Origin of the sequence: Pseudomonas spirodelae (assembly GCF_034653255.1) — a bacterium.
In the GTDB taxonomy this organism is placed as follows: Bacteria; Pseudomonadota; Gammaproteobacteria; order Pseudomonadales; family Pseudomonadaceae; genus Aquipseudomonas; species Aquipseudomonas spirodelae.
Genome location: NZ_JAYEET010000005.1, coordinates 38,069 through 54,537 on the forward strand (window position 1 = coordinate 38,069; position 16,469 = coordinate 54,537).

General features: G+C 60.3%; 16 protein-coding genes. 6 read left to right on the top strand and 10 right to left on the bottom strand.

The features are described 5' to 3' along the window. Positions 1-87: 87 nt before the first annotated feature. The 4 genes from SOP97_RS02445 to SOP97_RS02460 form a co-directional block, all read right to left on the bottom strand. Positions 88-435: a NirD/YgiW/YdeI family stress tolerance protein gene (locus SOP97_RS02445; RefSeq protein ID WP_322948106.1), complete on the bottom strand. Its 348-nt coding sequence runs from the start codon at positions 433-435 to the stop codon at positions 88-90. An 84-nt stretch (positions 436-519) separates the two neighbouring features. Then, on the bottom strand, positions 520-1,455 hold the full coding sequence (locus SOP97_RS02450; protein ID WP_322948107.1) for an SdiA-regulated domain-containing protein: 936 nt from the start codon (positions 1,453-1,455) through the stop codon (positions 520-522). Between the two features lie 126 nt (positions 1,456-1,581). Next, positions 1,582-2,247, bottom strand: coding sequence for a fumarylacetoacetate hydrolase family protein (locus SOP97_RS02455; RefSeq protein WP_322948108.1), 666 nt, complete (start codon positions 2,245-2,247; stop codon positions 1,582-1,584). A 128-nt stretch (positions 2,248-2,375) separates the two neighbouring features. Further along, positions 2,376-3,770 (bottom strand): FAD-binding oxidoreductase, encoded by a 1,395-nt coding sequence (locus SOP97_RS02460; RefSeq protein ID WP_322948109.1) that lies wholly within the window; start codon positions 3,768-3,770, stop codon positions 2,376-2,378. Positions 3,771-3,955: 185 nt separating this feature from the next. Between SOP97_RS02460 and serA the strand changes: the two genes are divergently transcribed. Further along, positions 3,956-5,185 (top strand): phosphoglycerate dehydrogenase, encoded by a 1,230-nt coding sequence (gene serA / locus SOP97_RS02465; protein WP_322948110.1) that lies wholly within the window; start codon positions 3,956-3,958, stop codon positions 5,183-5,185. 202 nt (positions 5,186-5,387) lie between these two features. Here the strand turns inward: serA and SOP97_RS02470 are convergent, their stop codons facing one another. The 3 genes from SOP97_RS02470 to SOP97_RS02480 are packed head-to-tail and all read right to left on the bottom strand — an operon-like array spanning position 5,388 to position 7,028. Then, positions 5,388-5,822, bottom strand: coding sequence for a DUF4399 domain-containing protein (locus SOP97_RS02470; RefSeq protein WP_322948111.1), 435 nt, complete (start codon positions 5,820-5,822; stop codon positions 5,388-5,390). A 36-nt stretch (positions 5,823-5,858) separates the two neighbouring features. Then, a complete protein-coding gene (locus tag SOP97_RS02475) occupies positions 5,859-6,374 on the bottom strand; it encodes a 2-thiouracil desulfurase family protein (RefSeq protein ID WP_322948112.1) in 516 nt (171 codons plus the stop codon). Positions 6,375-6,395: 21 nt separating this feature from the next. Then, positions 6,396-7,028 carry a 2OG-Fe(II) oxygenase gene (locus SOP97_RS02480; protein WP_322948113.1) on the bottom strand — a complete coding sequence of 211 codons (633 nt, stop codon included), beginning with the start codon at positions 7,026-7,028 and terminating at the stop codon, positions 6,396-6,398. A 122-nt stretch (positions 7,029-7,150) separates the two neighbouring features. Between SOP97_RS02480 and SOP97_RS02485 the strand changes: the two genes are divergently transcribed. After that, positions 7,151-7,918: a hypothetical protein gene (locus SOP97_RS02485; RefSeq protein WP_322948114.1), complete on the top strand. Its 768-nt coding sequence runs from the start codon at positions 7,151-7,153 to the stop codon at positions 7,916-7,918. Here the strand turns inward: SOP97_RS02485 and bipL are convergent. Next, a complete protein-coding gene (gene bipL / locus SOP97_RS02490) occupies positions 7,915-8,847 on the bottom strand; it encodes a phospholipase BipL (RefSeq protein WP_322948115.1) in 933 nt (310 codons plus the stop codon). The genes SOP97_RS02485 and bipL overlap by 4 nt on opposite strands. Before the next feature lie 122 nt (positions 8,848-8,969). Between bipL and SOP97_RS02495 the strand changes: the two genes are divergently transcribed. Beyond that, positions 8,970-9,542 carry a DUF6436 domain-containing protein gene (locus SOP97_RS02495; RefSeq protein ID WP_322948116.1) on the top strand — a complete coding sequence of 191 codons (573 nt, stop codon included), beginning with the start codon at positions 8,970-8,972 and terminating at the stop codon, positions 9,540-9,542. A gap of 284 nt (positions 9,543-9,826) precedes the next feature. After that, positions 9,827-11,326 (top strand): methyl-accepting chemotaxis protein, encoded by a 1,500-nt coding sequence (locus tag SOP97_RS02500; protein WP_322948117.1) that lies wholly within the window; start codon positions 9,827-9,829, stop codon positions 11,324-11,326. Here SOP97_RS02500 and SOP97_RS02505 read toward each other — a convergent pair. After that, the gene (locus tag SOP97_RS02505; protein ID WP_322948118.1) at positions 11,276-12,349 is read right to left on the bottom strand and encodes an AraC family transcriptional regulator; all 1,074 of its coding nucleotides are present in this window, start codon (positions 12,347-12,349) and stop codon (positions 11,276-11,278) included. The two genes, SOP97_RS02500 and SOP97_RS02505, sit on opposite strands and share 51 nt — an antisense overlap. A 117-nt stretch (positions 12,350-12,466) precedes the next feature. Between SOP97_RS02505 and SOP97_RS02510 the strand changes: the two genes are divergently transcribed. Together SOP97_RS02510 and SOP97_RS02515 are read left to right on the top strand one after the other, a co-directional pair. Continuing rightward, the gene (locus tag SOP97_RS02510; RefSeq protein ID WP_322948119.1) at positions 12,467-14,851 is read left to right on the top strand and encodes a penicillin acylase family protein; all 2,385 of its coding nucleotides are present in this window, start codon (positions 12,467-12,469) and stop codon (positions 14,849-14,851) included. Positions 14,852-15,226: 375 nt separating this feature from the next. Beyond that, complete coding sequence (locus SOP97_RS02515) at positions 15,227-15,517, top strand: GIY-YIG nuclease family protein (protein ID WP_322948120.1); 291 nt, start codon at positions 15,227-15,229, stop codon at positions 15,515-15,517. 452 nt (positions 15,518-15,969) lie between these two features. On the opposite strand, the gene SOP97_RS02520 is transcribed toward SOP97_RS02515, so the two are convergent. After that, positions 15,970-16,469 (bottom strand): IS5 family transposase (locus SOP97_RS02520; protein WP_322948121.1); only part of this gene is annotated, 500 nt, incomplete at its 5' end.

The window sequence follows — 16,469 nt, forward strand, 5'->3', positions numbered from 1 at the left end:
GCGCTGCACTCTCAACAATAACCGGTGACAAAACGGCGTAAGCCCGAAGCGAGGCTTCGGGCTTACGTAAATACTCGATGGGGCGAGTTACTTGACCAGTTCAAGGTGCTCGACATCGATTTCGCGGCTGGTCAGATCAAGGTCGACTTCGCCGGTGATCTTCACTGTCGCCGTTTCGGAAATAGCCTGGGCTGGCCAGTGCTCATCGTCGATTTCAACCGTGATGGTGCCGCTGGCATCCTTGAATTCATAGAGCTCGTCCTGCAGACGCTTGACGATTTGCCCTTGCAGCAGCACTGGCGTGTCGTCAGCAGCCTCCAGCGCCGCGGCCACCGTGGTGACTTGGGCGACCGCGCCAGGGCCGGTATAGCCTGTCGCCAGTGCGGCAGTAGAAAACAGTGGTGCCAGCAGTAAAGCCAAGGTGAAACGCTTCATGGGATAACCCTCCAGTTGGTTAGTTGATGTAACCAGAATAGAAGGCATAGCTGAAATCAGGCTTAATCGGTGCTTAACCCAAGCTTAATCCGCTTGGGCGGGCGGCGCGCTCGCCGGTTCTTTGCGCAACACATAGAACAGGTTGGGCTCGCTGACGATATAAATATTGCCGTCCGCATCCATGGTCACCCCTTCGGCCTGAGCGATGCCACGCTGCAGGCCATTCATGCCTCGGGCCAGGCTGATAAAGCTGACCGGCTCGCCCTGCTCGTCCACTTCCAGCAGCAGCCGCGATTCATCTGACAGCACCAGCGCATGACCAGTGCGGGCGTCGTAGCTCAACGAGGAAATATCACGCAGAAACAGATGCCCGGACGTCATCGGCTGCAGGGTACCGGCGGCGCCCTCCTCACCGGGAAACGGCAGACTGAACAGACCCAATGGGCCACGCTCCTTACCCAGTAGCACGCGCTCATTGCGACCGTCCCAGGCAATCCCCTCGAAGCCCTTATTGCCGGCATCGGCAAACCCCAGGTCATAAGAGGCCAAGTCGGCAAATTCCAGGCTATGGGTCAGCGCGCCGAGCTTGAACGTGGTGAGGGTGCGCTTGCGCTCATCAATAATCGCCAAGCGACCACCGGAGAGCATTTCCACCCCTTCAGGGTTGGCAAAGCCATGCAGAACGATGCGCCGAATCACCTCTCCCGTGAGGGTCAGCTCGATTAGCTGTGGACGTTTCCCGGTGACGGTGAACAGCGTGTTGGTCTCGGCGCTGTAGGTCAGCCCGGACAACTCCTCGTTTTCGAGCCCCTGTAGGGGCTTGCCTTGCAGGATCGCCCGATAACCCGGCAGCCAGATGCTCTGCGCCTGCTCGTCGGCATTCACCCGCTGCTCTTTGGCCCAAAAAGCCAGCCGATCATCCCAATGCAGATAACTGGCTGAAAACAGGCCAGCCGCCAGCAGAACAACCAGCAGTATCCGCCGGTAAAGCGGCCCCCGTGGGGCAATCCAGATCGACATCGCACACAACTCATATAAGAACGATGGCAGTCAGACTAGAGCGCTACGCTTAAGTTTCTGTTAAACCGCAAAGCCAGCAGGCACCTCCAGGTGCCTGCACCAACAAGGCTGCGGGTCAGGCGTCGGCTAGAGCGCGCGGCTGGCGAAACGACTATGGCCAACCAGTTCCAGAACCAGCTCATCACCTTTGTGCAGCGCCCCCACACCCGCAGGTGTGCCGGTAAGGATGACATCGCCAGGCTGTAAGCTGAAATGCCCGCAGATGTGCTGGATCATCGGCAGAATCGGGTTGAGCATGTCGCGGCTGTTGCCGTCCTGCCGTACTTCACCGTTGATCGCCAGACGAATGCCAATATCCGCCAAATCCTCAATCGCATCACCCGGAATAAAGGGCGCCAACACACAGGCACCGTCAAACGACTTGGCGATTTCCCAGGGGTAGCCCTTGGCCTTGAGCGTCGCCTGCAGGTCGCGCAGGGTCAGGTCTAACGCTGGGGCAAAGCCGGAAATCGCATCGCGTACTTCCTCAGCATTCGGCGTGCGCGACAGCGGCTTGCCAATCAGCACGGCAATTTCCGCCTCGTAATGCACATCGCCCTTACCCTCAACCAGGGTAAAGCCGTCATCCAGCGGCACCACACAACTGCCCGCCTTGATAAACAGCAAGGGCTCGGTCGGCACCGGGTTATTCAGTTCCTTGGCATGTTCGGCGTAATTACGGCCAATACACACCACCTTGCCCATGGGGAAGTGGATATGGGTGCCATCGACATACTGGTGCTGGTAACTCATCACCGACTCCTGTGCCTGCTGAATAATGGATTGCTCATGCTGGACGAGTGAGGCCGCGCTGTCGTTTCGACTAAAGGCGCAGCCTGGCTAGCGCTACGGTTGAACGCCTTTAGCAATGGCTTGAGCCGTCAGAGCGGGAAGATCTTGCCCGGGTTCATAATCCCGTTCGGGTCAAACACCGCCTTGATCGCCTTCATATAGCCAATCTCGGCTTCCGAGCGGCTGTAGGTCAGGTAATCGCGCTTGGTCATGCCCACGCCGTGTTCGGCGCTGATCGAGCCGTTGTACTTCTGCACGGTCTCGAACACCCACTTGTTGACCGTGGCGCACTTGGCGAAGAATTCGTCCTTGGACAGGTTCTCCGGCTTCAAGATATTCAGGTGCAGGTTCCCGTCGCCGATATGGCCGAACCAGACGATTTCGAAATCCGGGTAGTGCTCGCCGACGATGGCGTCGATGTCATGTAAGAACGCCGGCACCTTGGAGACGGTGACCGAGATGTCGTTCTTGTACGGCGTCCAGTGGCTGATGGTCTCCGAGATGTACTCGCGCAGCTTCCACAGGTTCTGCAGTTGTTGCTCGCTCTGGCTCATCACGCCATCCAGCACCCAGCCTTGCTCGACGCAATGCTCGAAGGTGGCCAGGGCCGCTTCGGAGACTTCCTCGGTGGTGGCTTCGAATTCCAGCAGGGCGTAGAACGGGCAGTCCGTTTCAAACGCCGCCGGCACATCGCCACGGGCCATGATCTTGGCCAGGGCCTTGTCGGAGAAGAACTCGAAAGCAGTCAGGTCCAGCTTGTTCTGGAAGGCGTGCAGCACCGGCATGATCGAATCGAAGTCCGGCGTGCCGAGCACCATCGCAGTGAGGTTCTTCGGCGCACGGTCCAGGCGCATGGTCGCTTCAACCACAAAACCCAGGGTGCCTTCGGCGCCGATAAACAGCTGGCGCATGTCGTAGCCGGTGGCGTTCTTGATCAGGTCCTTGTTCAGCTCCAGCAACTCGCCGGTGCCGGTGACCACTTTCAAACCTGCGACCCAATTACGGGTCATGCCGTAGCGAATCACCTTGATCCCGCCGGCATTGGTGCCGATATTGCCACCAATCTGACTGGAGCCTGCCGAGGCGAAGTCCACCGGGTAGTACAGGCCTTTATCTTCGGCGAACATCTGCAGCTGCTTGGTCACCACACCCGGCTGGCACACGGCGGTGCGGTCGAATTCGTTGAACTCAAGAATCTGGTTCATGTAGTCGAAGGCGACGACCACTTCGCCATTGGCCGCCACGGCGCCAGCGGAAAGCCCGGTACGGCCACCGGACGGCACCAGTGCAACCTTGTGCTGATTGGCCCAACGGACGATCGCTTGCACCTGCTCGATGCTCTTGGGGAAGGCAATCGCCAGCGGCGCAGGGGCGAAATGCTTGGTCCAGTCCTTGCCGTAGGTGTTGAGGGAATCGGCATCGGTAAGCACCTTGCCGGGCTCCACCAGGGTCTTCAGCTCTTCGATCAGCGCAGGGTTGGTCATCTACGGAACTCTCAAACGATTCATGGTCACCCTGAGCACGCTTCATCTGCCAGGATAGGTGTTTCGCGGGGCTCGTATGCTAGCATACGCCCCCCGTGAATCGTGCCCCCGGGCCGATCTGCGGGCTGCGGCCGGCCGCGCCCGGCCTCCTCCCTGACACTATTTGTGGGACAACAGGTACTCCGATGAGCAAGACCTCTCTCGACAAGAGCAAGATCAAGTTCCTTCTTCTTGAAGGCGTCCACCAGAATGCAGTGGACACCCTGAAGGCCGCTGGTTACACCAACATCGAGTACCTCAAGGGCGCACTCTCCGACGACGAGCTGAAAGAAAAGATCGCCGACGCGCACTTTATTGGTATCCGTTCGCGCACTCAGCTGACTGAAGAAGTCTTCGACTGCGCCAAGCGTCTGGTCGCCGTAGGCTGCTTCTGCATCGGCACCAACCAGGTCAACCTGGATGCAGCCCGCGAGCGCGGCATCGCCGTATTCAACGCACCGTATTCGAACACCCGCTCGGTCGCTGAGCTGGTATTGGCCCAAGCGATCCTGCTGCTGCGCGGCATCCCTGAGAAGAACGCCTCCTGCCACCGCGGCGGCTGGATCAAATCGGCGGCTAACTCCTTCGAGATCCGCGGCAAAAAGCTCGGCATCGTCGGCTACGGTTCGATTGGCACGCAGCTCTCGGTACTCGCCGAGTCTCTGGGCATGCAGGTGTTTTTCTACGACCCGCTGACCAAATTGCCACTGGGTAACGCCACTCAAATCGGCAACCTCACCGAGCTGCTGGGCATGAGCGACATCGTCTCCTTGCACGTGCCTGAGATCGAAAGCACCAAGTGGATGATCGGCGAGAAAGAAATTCGCGCCATCAAAAAGGGCGGCATCCTGATCAACGCCGCACGCGGTACCGTGGTGGTGCTGGAAGCCCTGGCCGAAGCGATCAAGGACGAGCACCTGATTGGCGCCGCGATTGACGTGTTCCCCGTCGAACCGAAGTCCAACGACGAAGAGTTCGAAAGCCCGCTGCGTGGCCTGGATCGCGTGATCCTGACCCCGCACATCGGTGGCTCGACCGCCGAAGCACAGGCCAACATCGGCCTGGAAGTGGCCGAGAAGCTGGTCAAGTACAGCGACAACGGCACCTCGGTGTCTTCGGTCAACTTCCCTGAAGTGGCTCTACCGGCTCACCCAGGCAAGCACCGCCTGTTGCACATTCACCAGAACGTGCCGGGCGTAATGAGCGAGATCAACAACGTGTTCGCCGAAAATGGCATCAACATCTCCGGCCAGTTCCTGCAGACCAATGCCAAGGTTGGTTACGTGGTGATCGACGTCGACGCCGAGTACTCCGACCTGGCGCTGGAGAAGTTGCAGCACGTGAATGGCACCATCCGTAGCCGCGTCCTGTTCTAAGAATTTGTTCACGATCTGCTGCGCGTCGGCGATACGGCGTTAGAAATGGCCTCGGGCTGCTCATTTACAGCCAGTAAACTCCGCGCCCTCGGCCATTTCTGCCTTGTCTCGCTCTAGCTCGCTAGATCCGAAATAATTTCTAAAGGCTGTGACAACAAAAAAGGGAAGCTTCGGCTTCCCTTTTTCTTGCGTGGCGCGCGACTTACTTCACCGTCACGCTGATCGTCTCGGACATCACCGATGGATTCAGCGGCACGTGGTTCTTGTCGCCAACCAGCAGTTGCAGCATGTGCTTACCAGGCGCCAGGGTCAGCTCGGTTTCGGTTTGGCCTTTACCGAAGTGCCGCACGTTGTCGGTCATCGGCAAGGGCTGATCCATGGCCGGCGCCTGCTTGAGGTCAACCAGCAGGTGATGGTGGCCGGTGTGCGGCACATCGACACCCGCCGGGGCTACGCCCATGCCCTTGAGGCCAAACTTAACGGTGAAGGTCTGATCGACTGTGGCGCCGTCTGCCGGCTCAATGAAATACACCGCGGCATCCGCTGGCGCAGCGCTGCGTGGCATCTCTGCCCAGGCCGACGACGCGGCGCCGAGCAGGGTGGCGCACAGGCCGGCGCTAATCATTAAGGCTTTCATAGTGACTCCTTCAGGTGAATGTTGCTGAAGTCGACCCTAGCCCGCCTCGATTGTTCCGCCGGCGCCGTGCTCCAACGCCAATAACGCGGCCTCGGCAGCGGGCAACTCTTCTTCGCTGAACACCTGCACACCTATGCGCCGCAGAGCGGCCGCAGTGACGCCCTCACCGGCCACCTTGGTGCCGCTAAACGTGCCGTCGTAGTTCTCGCGGTTACCGCACGAAGGGCTGCGCGCCTTCAGTAGCGCGATGTGAATCCCATGCTGAGCGACCAAGGCCAGCGCCTGTTTGGCCCCGGTAATAAAGGCGGCGCTGACATCGTCGCCCTCCACCGTCAGCACGGGTATCCGCCCATCCAGCACATGCACGCCCTGACCGTCGGCAATTTCCGCAGGTGGGCGTGGGGTTGGCAGGCCGCCAGCCACTTCCGGGCACAGCGGCACGACCCGGCCTTGTGCCTGCCAACGTTCCAGCAGGCTAAACGGGCCATGGGCGCCGCCGTCATAGCGCACACGCTGGCCCAACAGGCAGCGACTCACCAGAATTTTCTGCATAACACCCTCTCGCCCTGCCGGTTACAGTGGCCCGCTACCCCGGCGACGCAGCCAGCCGGTCAGTGACAACCGCTCGCGGGTTGCCGGCAGCACTTCATGGGGCATCTCTGCCGAGAGAAATACCAGCAGGCTGCCCGCCACAGGCAATACATCATGGTGGCTGCCGTCGGCTAAATGCAGGCGCAACTCACCGCCCTGCTCAGCCTGCCATTGCTCATTCAGATAAAACACCACCGACACTGCACGACGGTCATCATCACGAAAACGGTCCAGGTGCCTTTTGTAATAAGCCCCCGGCGGATACAGGGCAAAGTGGCTTTCAAAATCTTCCAGCCCGAGATACAGCGCCTGATTAAGCGCTTGGCGCAGGCCGTCCATCAGCGCCAGGTATTGATCACAGGCGGGGTTTTGCCCGGCCTCCAACCACTGAATATGGTCACCGCGTAGCCCTTCGTTGATCACTGCCAGGGCGCTGCGACCGACGCCAGCCCGCACCAATAAGCCGGCGGCCGCACGTTTACGGCACTCTTCGGCCAGTTCAAGGGTCAGAGTGGGGGCAATGAAGTGTGTTTGCAGTGACCAGCCACGTTCGGCCAAGTCATCGATAATGCGCGCCACACGGGCGTTGAGGTCGTTAGATGAGCAGGTGTTCAAGGATCGCCCCGAAGGAATGAGTACCTGCCTAGATACAGGTTTGCGATTCTAGCAGCCCGCTGACTGACCTCGACAAGCTCTTAATGCACACCGAAAATAGCCGCCCCACGAATGGAGTCACTATGCGCGCCCTTGCCGTTGTTCTAACCCTGCTGCTGAGCCTACCCGCCCTGGCGGATGATTACCTGCAGCTGTATCAGGCAGCCGGCTGGCCGCAGCAGCGCATGCACTTCAGCGACGCCTTGCAGGCCGCCCAGGAACGCTACCGCAGCAGCTTGCCGCCGGCGGTGCATCAGGCGTTGGTGAATAACAGCAACCAGCGCTTTGCCGCTGCCGCCGTGGATCAGCGCGCGCAACAGGGCTTGCGTCAGAACCTCGAACAACCCACCGCCGCCTTGCAGTTTTTCCAGTCGCCCGTGGGCCGCAAGATTGTCGATGCCGAACTGCTCGCCACCCGCAGCGACCAACTGGCGCGCTACGCCAACGGCCTGCCGCGCAGCGACGCCAGCGCCACCCGACGCCTACAGATCCGTCATCTGGCTCAGGCTCTGCCCGCCAAAGAGGCCGGTGCCGAAGTCAGCCTGGCACTCGCTGGCGTGGCCGCCGACAGCCTGAGCCAGATGCTCCCTGGCTTGCTCGGTGGCGACAGCGCGCAGGTCCTGCTCAACAGTCAACGTCAGCGCCTGATGGAACAAATCGGCGCCGACCTGGATAACACCCTGCTGCACGTTTACCGTGAGCTGAGTGATGCCGAGCTGGAGGAGTTTGTCAGCTTTGCCCAGTCAGACGCCGGCAAGGCCTATTACCAGGCCGCCCTGGCCGCCATCCGCAACGGCCTGGCCGTTGGCCAGAGCACCGCTAACCTGGCCCCGGCACAAAGCGGTATCTAGCCCAGCCGCTGGCTGAGAAAGTCGAAATAGCGCTGGCGCAAGGCCGGCGCTTCATTAGCCAGGTGGTGGCCCGCTTCGGGCAGGCGCAGGATCTGCGGCGCGGCGAACTTGTCCTGTAGCACCTTGAGGTTATGCCGCCAAGCCACGGTCATGTCCGCTTCCCCCTGCACGATCAACGGGCTGCGCTTACTGCGCGGCGCGGCCTCAATGTGCGGCACCCAGCGGCTCAGCGCCCCAACCCAGGCGGTCGGCAAATTGCGCGGCTGCAACGGGTCGTGGTGATGGACGAACTCGATAAACGCCGCATCGCTGGAGTTAACGCTAAAGCGCCGGGGGATCTCGCTGACGAAGTGGCGCATCACCCGGTAGCTCAGCTGCGACCAACCCCAGGCACGCGGACGCACCAGCGGGGCCAGCAGGATGGTTTCGCCAATTTGCGCGACAGGCTCACCCGTCAGCAGGTAGTCAATCAGGATCGCCCCACCGGTGCTCTGCCCACACAGGTGCCAGGGCTGTGGCAAAGCCAGCTCAGCAGCAGCGGCCAGCAGCGCACGCAACACCGCCTGATACTCAGCAAAGTCGCCAATGCTGGCGCGCGCACCGCTGGATAAGCCATGCCCTGGCAGGTCGCAGGCGAGCACGGCAAAGTCTTGCCCCAGCGCCCACTCGATCACATGCCGATACAGGCCCACATGATCGTAATAACCGTGCAGCAGCAGCAGAGTGGCGCGCGGCTGCTCTGGCCACCACGCTTGCGCGGCAATCTGATAGCCCCCCGCCTGCAACCAACCCATGCAGGTGCGTGTAGCCAACGCATCGCTGAAGCCATAGAACTGCCGATACGCCTGCTCCGCTGACGACAGCGAATGCGCTGCGGCCAAGGGTCGCAGACTGGCAATCAGGTTTTGCGGCTGAAACGGCTCTGGCATGGGGCTTCCAACAATCACACAGGGGCACTCGCAGGGCATCTGGAACGGCTTTATCCGGTGGCCGATATTCTGCTGTCGCGCCAGCCATGGCAAGCTGCACGCCTGTTTAACGAAGACTGCTCATGACCCTACCCTCGCGTAACACCCTACTCGCCAGCCTGCTGATTCTGCTCTGGGCCGCCGCCATGCTTGTTGCCTACTGGTGGTACGAGGCGCGCTACCTGCGCAGCTTCAGCGACCAGACCGCCCTGTTCTATGGTGAACAACTGCGCCTACCGGACGAACTGGCCGGCCCTGGGCCGATCCGCCTGGTGCACTTCTGGGACCCAACCTGCCCGTGCAATATCGGCAACCAGCAGCACCTGGCCGATTTAACCGAGCGTTTTGGCTCGCAAGGCGTGAGCTTTTATGCCGTACAAAAGCCCAACACTAAAGGCCAACTGCCGAGCACCCTGAGCGCTCTGCAGCCACTGGCCGCACTGCCTGGCAGCGATCAGATTCCGGCCAGCCCGGCGGTGGCTGTTTGGGACCGCAACGGCCAACTGGCCTACTTTGGCCCCTACAGTGAAGGGGCCACCTGCACCTCCAGCAACAGCTTTATCGAACCCATTCTTGAGGCCCTGATCGAAGGCCGCGCGGTGAATGCCAGCAATACCCTGGCGCTCGGCTGCTTCTGCGACTGGCAGGACAACTGACGCCGGCAATCCCTCTGATACTGGCTGCCGGATGCAGGTACTGCCGACGGAGCCAGTCGTCGGCGCCGCTGCAAAAACGCACAGACCCGCGTTCATGCCTAGACTGAATTTGTCGATATAGGGGTTGTAAGGCCCATCGCTTGCTCAATACGAGGCCTGTAAATTCTCAACAAGGATTGTACAAAGCTAATATAATGTACAAGTATTACGTTTAAAAAAGCACATCACCACGTGACGGTTACCAGCCCATCACGACGGCAACGCAACCTTTCGAGTCTCTCGCCATGCCTAACAGCCTTTCCCCACTGCAGCAGCACTACCGTAAAGCGGATCGCATCATGTTGGGTGTGCTCTGGCTGATGGTTCTCTTCTCGCTCGGGCTCGCGGCCTGGCATGGCACCTGGGGCCAGGCACTGTTGGTGGGTGGCGGCACGGCGGCGGTGGTGAGTGTGCTTAACCAGCTGATCAGCGGCCAACGCCTGCTGCGCTGCGTGATGGGCGCAGCGTTTATGGTGATGTCAGCGCTGCACATCAACCAGGCGGGCGGCATGCTGGAAATGCACTTCGGCATCTTCGTGCTGCTGGCCGTTCTGGTGTACTACCGCGACTGGCTGCCGATTGTGGTCGCAGCCCTGGTGATTGCCGTGCATCACCTGAGCTTCTACGCCCTGCAAGCACGCGGTGTTGATGTCACGGTACTGCCGAATGGCAGCTGGCCGATCATCTTCCTGCATGCGCTGTATGTGGTGGTGGAAAGCGCAATTCTGATCTATCTCGCCGTGCAGACACACTCGGAAGCCGTTGAAAGTGCTGCGCTGATGCAAGCCGCCGAAAAACTCACTGAGAACGATGACGAGGTCGACCTCAGCTACCGCAGCAGCGCCCAGGGCAAAGTGAGCAAAGGCTTCAACCACTTTCTCGACACCCTTGATGAGCTGGTCGGTGAAGTGATCAAAGACACCCAAGGCCTGCAACGCATGGGGGACAGCCTGCTGCAAGCCACCGACCAACTGCGCACCGGCGCAGACAAGCAGCAAGGTGAAATCATCTACATGAGCTCAGCCATGCTGCAGATGAGCACCGCTATTGATGAGGTCGCCGGGCATGCCGATGGCGCCGCCACCGCCGCCCAAACCGCCAACCAGCAAGCCGCCGAGGGCAGCCGGTCGGTCAACCATGTGCGCAGCGAGATCGGCAAACTGGCCACACAAATCGACGTCACTGAGACCGAGGTGAAGGCGCTGGCTGCGCAGTCCGAGCAAATCGGCAAGGTGCTGGAAGTGATCCGTTCGATTGCCGACCAAACCAACCTGCTCGCCCTCAACGCAGCGATTGAAGCCGCACGCGCTGGCGAGCATGGCCGTGGCTTTGCCGTGGTAGCGGACGAGGTGCGTAACCTGGCGCAAAAAACCGCGCTGTCTACCGCTGAAATCCAACAAATCATCAGCGGCCTGCAACAAGGTAGCCGCCAAGCGGCCGCCGCCATGCAGGAAAGTCGCGACAGCGTGCGCAGCTGTGTGCAGGACAGCCAGGCGACCGCCGAGTTGCTCGGCAACGTGGCCCAAGACATCAACGCCATCACCCAAATGAACGAGCTGATCGCCGCCGCCACCCACGAGCAAGCCGCCACCAGCGCGGAAGTCAGCCAGCACCTGCACAGCGTGCAGCAAGTGGCCGAAGAAGCCCTCGCCGATGCGCAAAGGCTGAGTAACGATGGCCAGCAACTCAGCCAGCTAGCGCAGCGCTTGAGCCGTTTGAGCGGGCGCTTCCGCGTCAGTCGCTAATACGCGATAGGCCTGCGGCGTGTCGCCCTGCCAGCGGCGGAAGGCGCGGTAGAACGGCGACAACTCGGCAAAGCCGCAGGCGCGGGCCACTTCACGAATGGCTAGCCCTTGCTCCAGCAGGCTTTGCGCGCGCAGGCGGCGCACTTCATCGTGCAGTTGGCGAAAGCTCTGCTGTTGCTCAGCCAGCGCCCGCTGCAACGCCCCCGCGCTAAATCCAAGGGCCTTGGCGCAATGTGCCAGCACACACAGCTGCACCCCCAGGTTGACCTCCAGCCAGTAGCGCACGCGATTGAGTAACTGGTTCTCCTGCAACTCCGCCAACTCCACTTCAGCCTGCGCCCACAGCACCGCAAACAGCCTGGGGTTGGCGCTGCGTGACGGCCGGCCCAGCCAGGCACGCGGAAAAATCAGCGCATCGTGGGCCTGGGCAAAGCGCGGCAGCAGGCCAAACAAGCGCCGGTGCTCACTTAGCCGACACGGCGCGGGATGGCGAAAATCCAGCCCCGACAGATGAAAACTGCCGTCGTTATTAATGCTCGCCAGCATCTTCTGCAGCAGCAACGCCAGGCACTCCATCTGCTGGCGCAGCGAGCCAACGCCACGGTAATTGAGGTCAACAATCAGCCGCGCCTGCTCACCCTCCAGCTCCAAACGCGCGGCAAAGCCACCGGAGAGAATGTGCTGAAAGCGCACAAAGCTCTCCAACGCCTGCCCCAGGTCACGGCTGGCCAGCAGCAGGTAGCCGACCACATCCATCGGCCGCGGCTGCATGGTCTCGCCCAGGTGCAGGCCAATATCCACATCACCGCTGATACCTTCCAGCGCCTGCCAGAAGCGCGGGGCATTGTCGTGGTCTTCACGGGCATTGAGCAGTGGCGGCGCCAAGACCACACCCTGATAGGCCTGCCGGTAGGTGTCAGTTGGGTCGAGGCCGAGCGCGGCCAAGGCCTCATAGAGCAGGCGGCGCAGGGTCGAGGAGTGGGTCAACATGCTGGCAATGCTGTTGTGCGGATCGTGCTTCATATAAACCCCATCAATTGACCAAAGACTTTCACTCCAGCTCTATTTGGTCAATGCCTGCGCACCCGGCAGCCCGCACAATGGCAGCGCTGATAAAACCTATAAAACAAGGAACACCCAATGAAACGCACCCTGACCGCCCTGGCCGTTATCGTCGCCGCCACTGCTGGCGGCGCTTACTGGTACATCGACAGCAAGCAGCCGCAACGTGCCGGCGAGCTGCAGCTGAGCGCCCTGCAGGCGGCAGTCACGGTGGATTACGACGAGCGCGGCGTGCCGCACATTCAGGCGCAGAATGAAGCCGATATGTACCGCGCCCTGGGTTATGTGCACGCCCAGGACCGCTTGTTCCAGATGGAAATTCTGCGCCGCCTGGCGCGGGGCGAGCTGGCGGAAATTCTCGGCAGCAAACTGGTCGACACCGACCGCCTGTTCCGCACCCTGGGCATTCGTGAACATGCCGACCGTTACGCCGCGAAGATGGACATGAGCGCCACGGCGAGCAAAGCGCTGCAGGCTTACCTCGACGGCATCAACCAATACCAGGCCAACCATCCGGCGCCGATTGAGTTCGATGTTCTGGGCATCGACAAACGCCCCTTCACCACCGCCGACACCCTCAGCGTTGCAGGCTATATGGCCTACAGCTTCGCCGCGGCGTTTCGCACAGAACCGGTGCTGACGCATATCCGCGATCAGCTGGGCGCGGACTACCTCAAGGTCTTCGACCTCGACTGGCACCCGCAGGGCGTGGTGGGGCAACAACTGGCCGCTGGCGACTGGCAGGATCTGAACGCCATCGCCGAGCTGAGCCTCGCCGCCTTGGAAGAAGCCGGCCTGCCGCAGTTTGAAGGCAGTAATGCCTGGGCTGTATCCGGCAGCCGCACGGCCAGCGGCAAACCGCTATTGGCCGGCGACCCGCATATTCGCTTCGCCGTGCCGTCGGTGTGGTACGAGGCCAACCTCAGCTACCCGGGTTTCAGCCTGTACGGTCACCACCAGGCGCTCAACCCGGTGGCTTCGCTGGGGCATAACAACGAATTTGCCTGGAGCATCACCATGTTCCAGAACGATGACCTCGACCTGATCGCCGAAAAAACCAACCCGGACAACCCCAATCAGGTCTGGTACCGCGGCCAGTGGGTCGACCTGCAAAGCCGCGAAGAGCAGATCAGCGTCAAGGATGCCGAACCGGTCAGCCTGACCATTCGCCGCTCGCCGCACGGGCCGATCATCAACAGCGCCCTGGGTGAAACCGCCGGCAGCACACCGATTGCCATGTGGTGGGCGTTCCTCGAAACCGACAACCCGATCCTCGACGGCTTTTATCAGCTCAACCGTGCCAACAGCCTGGATACGGCACGCGCCGCCGTGGAAAACATCGAGTCGCCAGGCCTGAACATTGTCTGGGCCAATGCCAGCGGGGACATTGGCTGGTGGGCTGCGGCGAAACTGCCGCGTCGCCCAGCCGGGGTCAACCCGAGCTTTATCCTCGACGGCGCCAGCGGTGAAGCGGAGAAAGACGGCTACTTCCCCTTCAGCGCCAACCCGCAAGAAGAGAACCCCGCGCGCGGCTATATCGTCTCGGCCAACTACCAGCCCGTGTCGCCCACCGGCATGGCGATTCCCGGCTACTACAACCTGCCCGACCGCGGCCAACGCCTGAATCAGCGCCTCAGCGATAACAGCGTGAAATGGGACCTGAACAACAGCCAGGCGCTGCAACTGGAACCCGGCACCGGCTACCCACAACGCCTGCTCACGCCGCTGGCCGCCGACCTGCGCGCCGCCGCAGGCGATGCCGAAGAGCAAGCGCTGGTCGAGCAACTGCTGGGCTGGGATGGCCAGCACACCCTCGACGCCACGGCCGCCACGCTGTTCAACCAACTGGTATATCAGCTGACGGTTGAGGCCATGGCCGACGAGCTGAGCGAGGCCTTTTTCGCCACGCTGCTGCAAACCCGCGTACTCGACAGCGCCCTGCCGCGCCTGGCCAGCGACGCCACATCGCCGTGGTGGGACAAACGCGGCAGCGACGCCGTGGAAAGCCGCGCCGATACCGTCAAGGCCGCCTGGCAAGCCAGCCTCGCCCACCTGCGCAGCACCCTCGGCAATGACGCGAGCACATGGGCCTGGGGCAACGTGCACACCCTCACCCACAGCCACCCGCTGGGCCAGCAAAAGCCGCTGGATACGCTGTTCAACGTTGGGCCCTTTGCCGCACCGGGCGGCCATGAAACACCGAACAACCTCTCGCAACCCATCGGCCCGGCGCCCTGGTCCGTGGTCTACGGCCCCTCGACCCGCCGCCTGATCGATATGGCCGACGCCAGCAGCGCCTTGGGCATCAACCCGGTCGGGCAAAGCGGCGTGCTGTTCGATAAGCACTACAAAGACCAAGCCGAGCGCTATATGCGCGGTGAGTACGTACCCATGCACCTCGACCTAGATGCGATCAAGGCCAATAGTCGCAGCCAGCTGGTACTGCAGCCACGCGCGGACTAAGCCAAACGCAGTGATGCTGTTCGCGGCGAGAAACAGCGATGTTTCTCGCCGCTACACACACCTCACCTTCCACCGCCCCATCGCTGCCAAATGCCGATAACGGTGGTAACAAATAAAGCGCTTTGCCTACTCGGCGTAGACAGCCTCAATGTGGATGGAATAGCTTCGTACACGAATTGGCTGGCGCACTTGATCCAGCCGCTTAGGCTTGCCGTCCCCCATGTCACGCTTCTCCCTGAGTGCTGTCGCGTTTATCACGACAGCACTCAAGCGAGACAAGGGCTTAGCTGACAGATAGGAAGCTTATGCGATACGTTTCGCGACATACGTGTCGCCTACTTAATAGTTATGTGCCTATCCGAGTTATGCGCGCAGATGAAACAAATATATAAAATTACATATCTAGCCACCAATAAAATTTATATCGGTAAAGTGGCATATGAAAGCTTCAGATATTTTGGAAGTCCAGATATAAATATTGTGAACGAAGACTTCCGCAAACTCCCTATTGAAACGCAGAAAGACTATACGGTTAGAAAAGAAATATTATGGGAGTCAGCAAGCTGCAGTGATTCCCAGCTTGCAAAAAAAGAGGCCAAGTTCATTAAGCAGTTTCAGTCAAACAATCCGGATGTAGGCTACAACCGCTGGCCTAAATTCAATTAAAACACATAACAACTTATATGAACTCTCCCCACAAAAAGTGAGCAAAGCTTTCCTAACCCTTTCGTCAGCGTGGTGCATTCGTATATCCGCCTGCTGTGGGTTTACCGCCCTGACCATTCTGTAGTTCGCGCAGCAGGGGCCAAGCGTTCAATCGATCACGACGATCATCATTGCTATCCGCCGCCCTGCCCTATTCTTTCGACTACACTCTTCACGCACATTAGCAATCTAAATAACGGAGATGCATATGGCTGGCTGGTATGAGTTGACTAATAGCAGTGACGGGCAGTTTCGCTTTGTGCTTAAGGATGGTCTGAAGTAGTCATGTATTTCTGGCTAACTTCAGCCTCCGCCGATTTTGAAAGCGGCAAATCGATCAAAAGCGATCAGATCACCCGCTTATTTCTGTGTTTTTAGCCGCCGCAAGCACCTCGCGGCAGCCATTCCCCGCATTACAGGCGCACCTCTCCCGCATTCGTCAGTAAATGTCTGCGCGCCATCCACAGATTCGACAGCGCGAACAGTGTCACCAGTTGCGCCGTGTTCTTCGCCAGGCCACGGAACCGCGTCTTCACATAACCGAACTGGCGCTTGATCACTCTGAATGGGTGTTCGACCTTGGCCCGAACCTGCGCCTTGGCCTTCTCGATTTTGCGCTTGGCTTTGTATAGAGCGCTGCGCTTGCCCAGTTTCTTGTAGGTGCTGCGGCGTGCCGCCACCTGCCAAATAACCTTCCGGCCATCATGCTCCGGACGCTTTTCGACACCGGTATAGCCCGCATCGGCTCCCACCATGTTTTCCTCACCGTGCAACAGCTTGTCGACTTGGGTGATATCCGCCACGTTGGCCGCCGTGCCCACCACGCTGTGCACCAGGCCGGACTCGACGTCCACGCCGATATGGGCCTTCATACCGAAGTAGTACTGCGGTGTTACCACCCCTGTCTCCCCTA

Bases quoted from the DNA above. Each gene is read 5' to 3' on its own strand.
- SOP97_RS02515 (WP_322948120.1), top strand. From the start codon at position 15,227: ATGAAACAAATATATAAAATTACATATCTAGCCACCAATAAAATTTAT.
- SOP97_RS02505 (WP_322948118.1), bottom strand. From the start codon at position 12,349: ATGAAGCACGATCCGCACAACAGCATTGCCAGCATGTTGACCCACTCC.
- SOP97_RS02485 (WP_322948114.1), top strand. From the start codon at position 7,151: ATGCGCGCCCTTGCCGTTGTTCTAACCCTGCTGCTGAGCCTACCCGCC.
- SOP97_RS02450 (WP_322948107.1), bottom strand. From the start codon at position 1,455: ATGTCGATCTGGATTGCCCCACGGGGGCCGCTTTACCGGCGGATACTG.
- SOP97_RS02460 (WP_322948109.1), bottom strand. From the start codon at position 3,770: ATGACCAACCCTGCGCTGATCGAAGAGCTGAAGACCCTGGTGGAGCCC.
- SOP97_RS02470 (WP_322948111.1), bottom strand. From the start codon at position 5,822: ATGAAAGCCTTAATGATTAGCGCCGGCCTGTGCGCCACCCTGCTCGGC.
- SOP97_RS02510 (WP_322948119.1), top strand. From the start codon at position 12,467: ATGAAACGCACCCTGACCGCCCTGGCCGTTATCGTCGCCGCCACTGCT.
- SOP97_RS02495 (WP_322948116.1), top strand. From the start codon at position 8,970: ATGACCCTACCCTCGCGTAACACCCTACTCGCCAGCCTGCTGATTCTG.
- serA (WP_322948110.1), top strand. From the start codon at position 3,956: ATGAGCAAGACCTCTCTCGACAAGAGCAAGATCAAGTTCCTTCTTCTT.
- SOP97_RS02455 (WP_322948108.1), bottom strand. From the start codon at position 2,247: ATGAGTTACCAGCACCAGTATGTCGATGGCACCCATATCCACTTCCCC.
- bipL (WP_322948115.1), bottom strand. From the start codon at position 8,847: ATGCCAGAGCCGTTTCAGCCGCAAAACCTGATTGCCAGTCTGCGACCC.
- SOP97_RS02475 (WP_322948112.1), bottom strand. From the start codon at position 6,374: ATGCAGAAAATTCTGGTGAGTCGCTGCCTGTTGGGCCAGCGTGTGCGC.
- SOP97_RS02500 (WP_322948117.1), top strand. From the start codon at position 9,827: ATGCCTAACAGCCTTTCCCCACTGCAGCAGCACTACCGTAAAGCGGAT.
- SOP97_RS02445 (WP_322948106.1), bottom strand. From the start codon at position 435: ATGAAGCGTTTCACCTTGGCTTTACTGCTGGCACCACTGTTTTCTACT.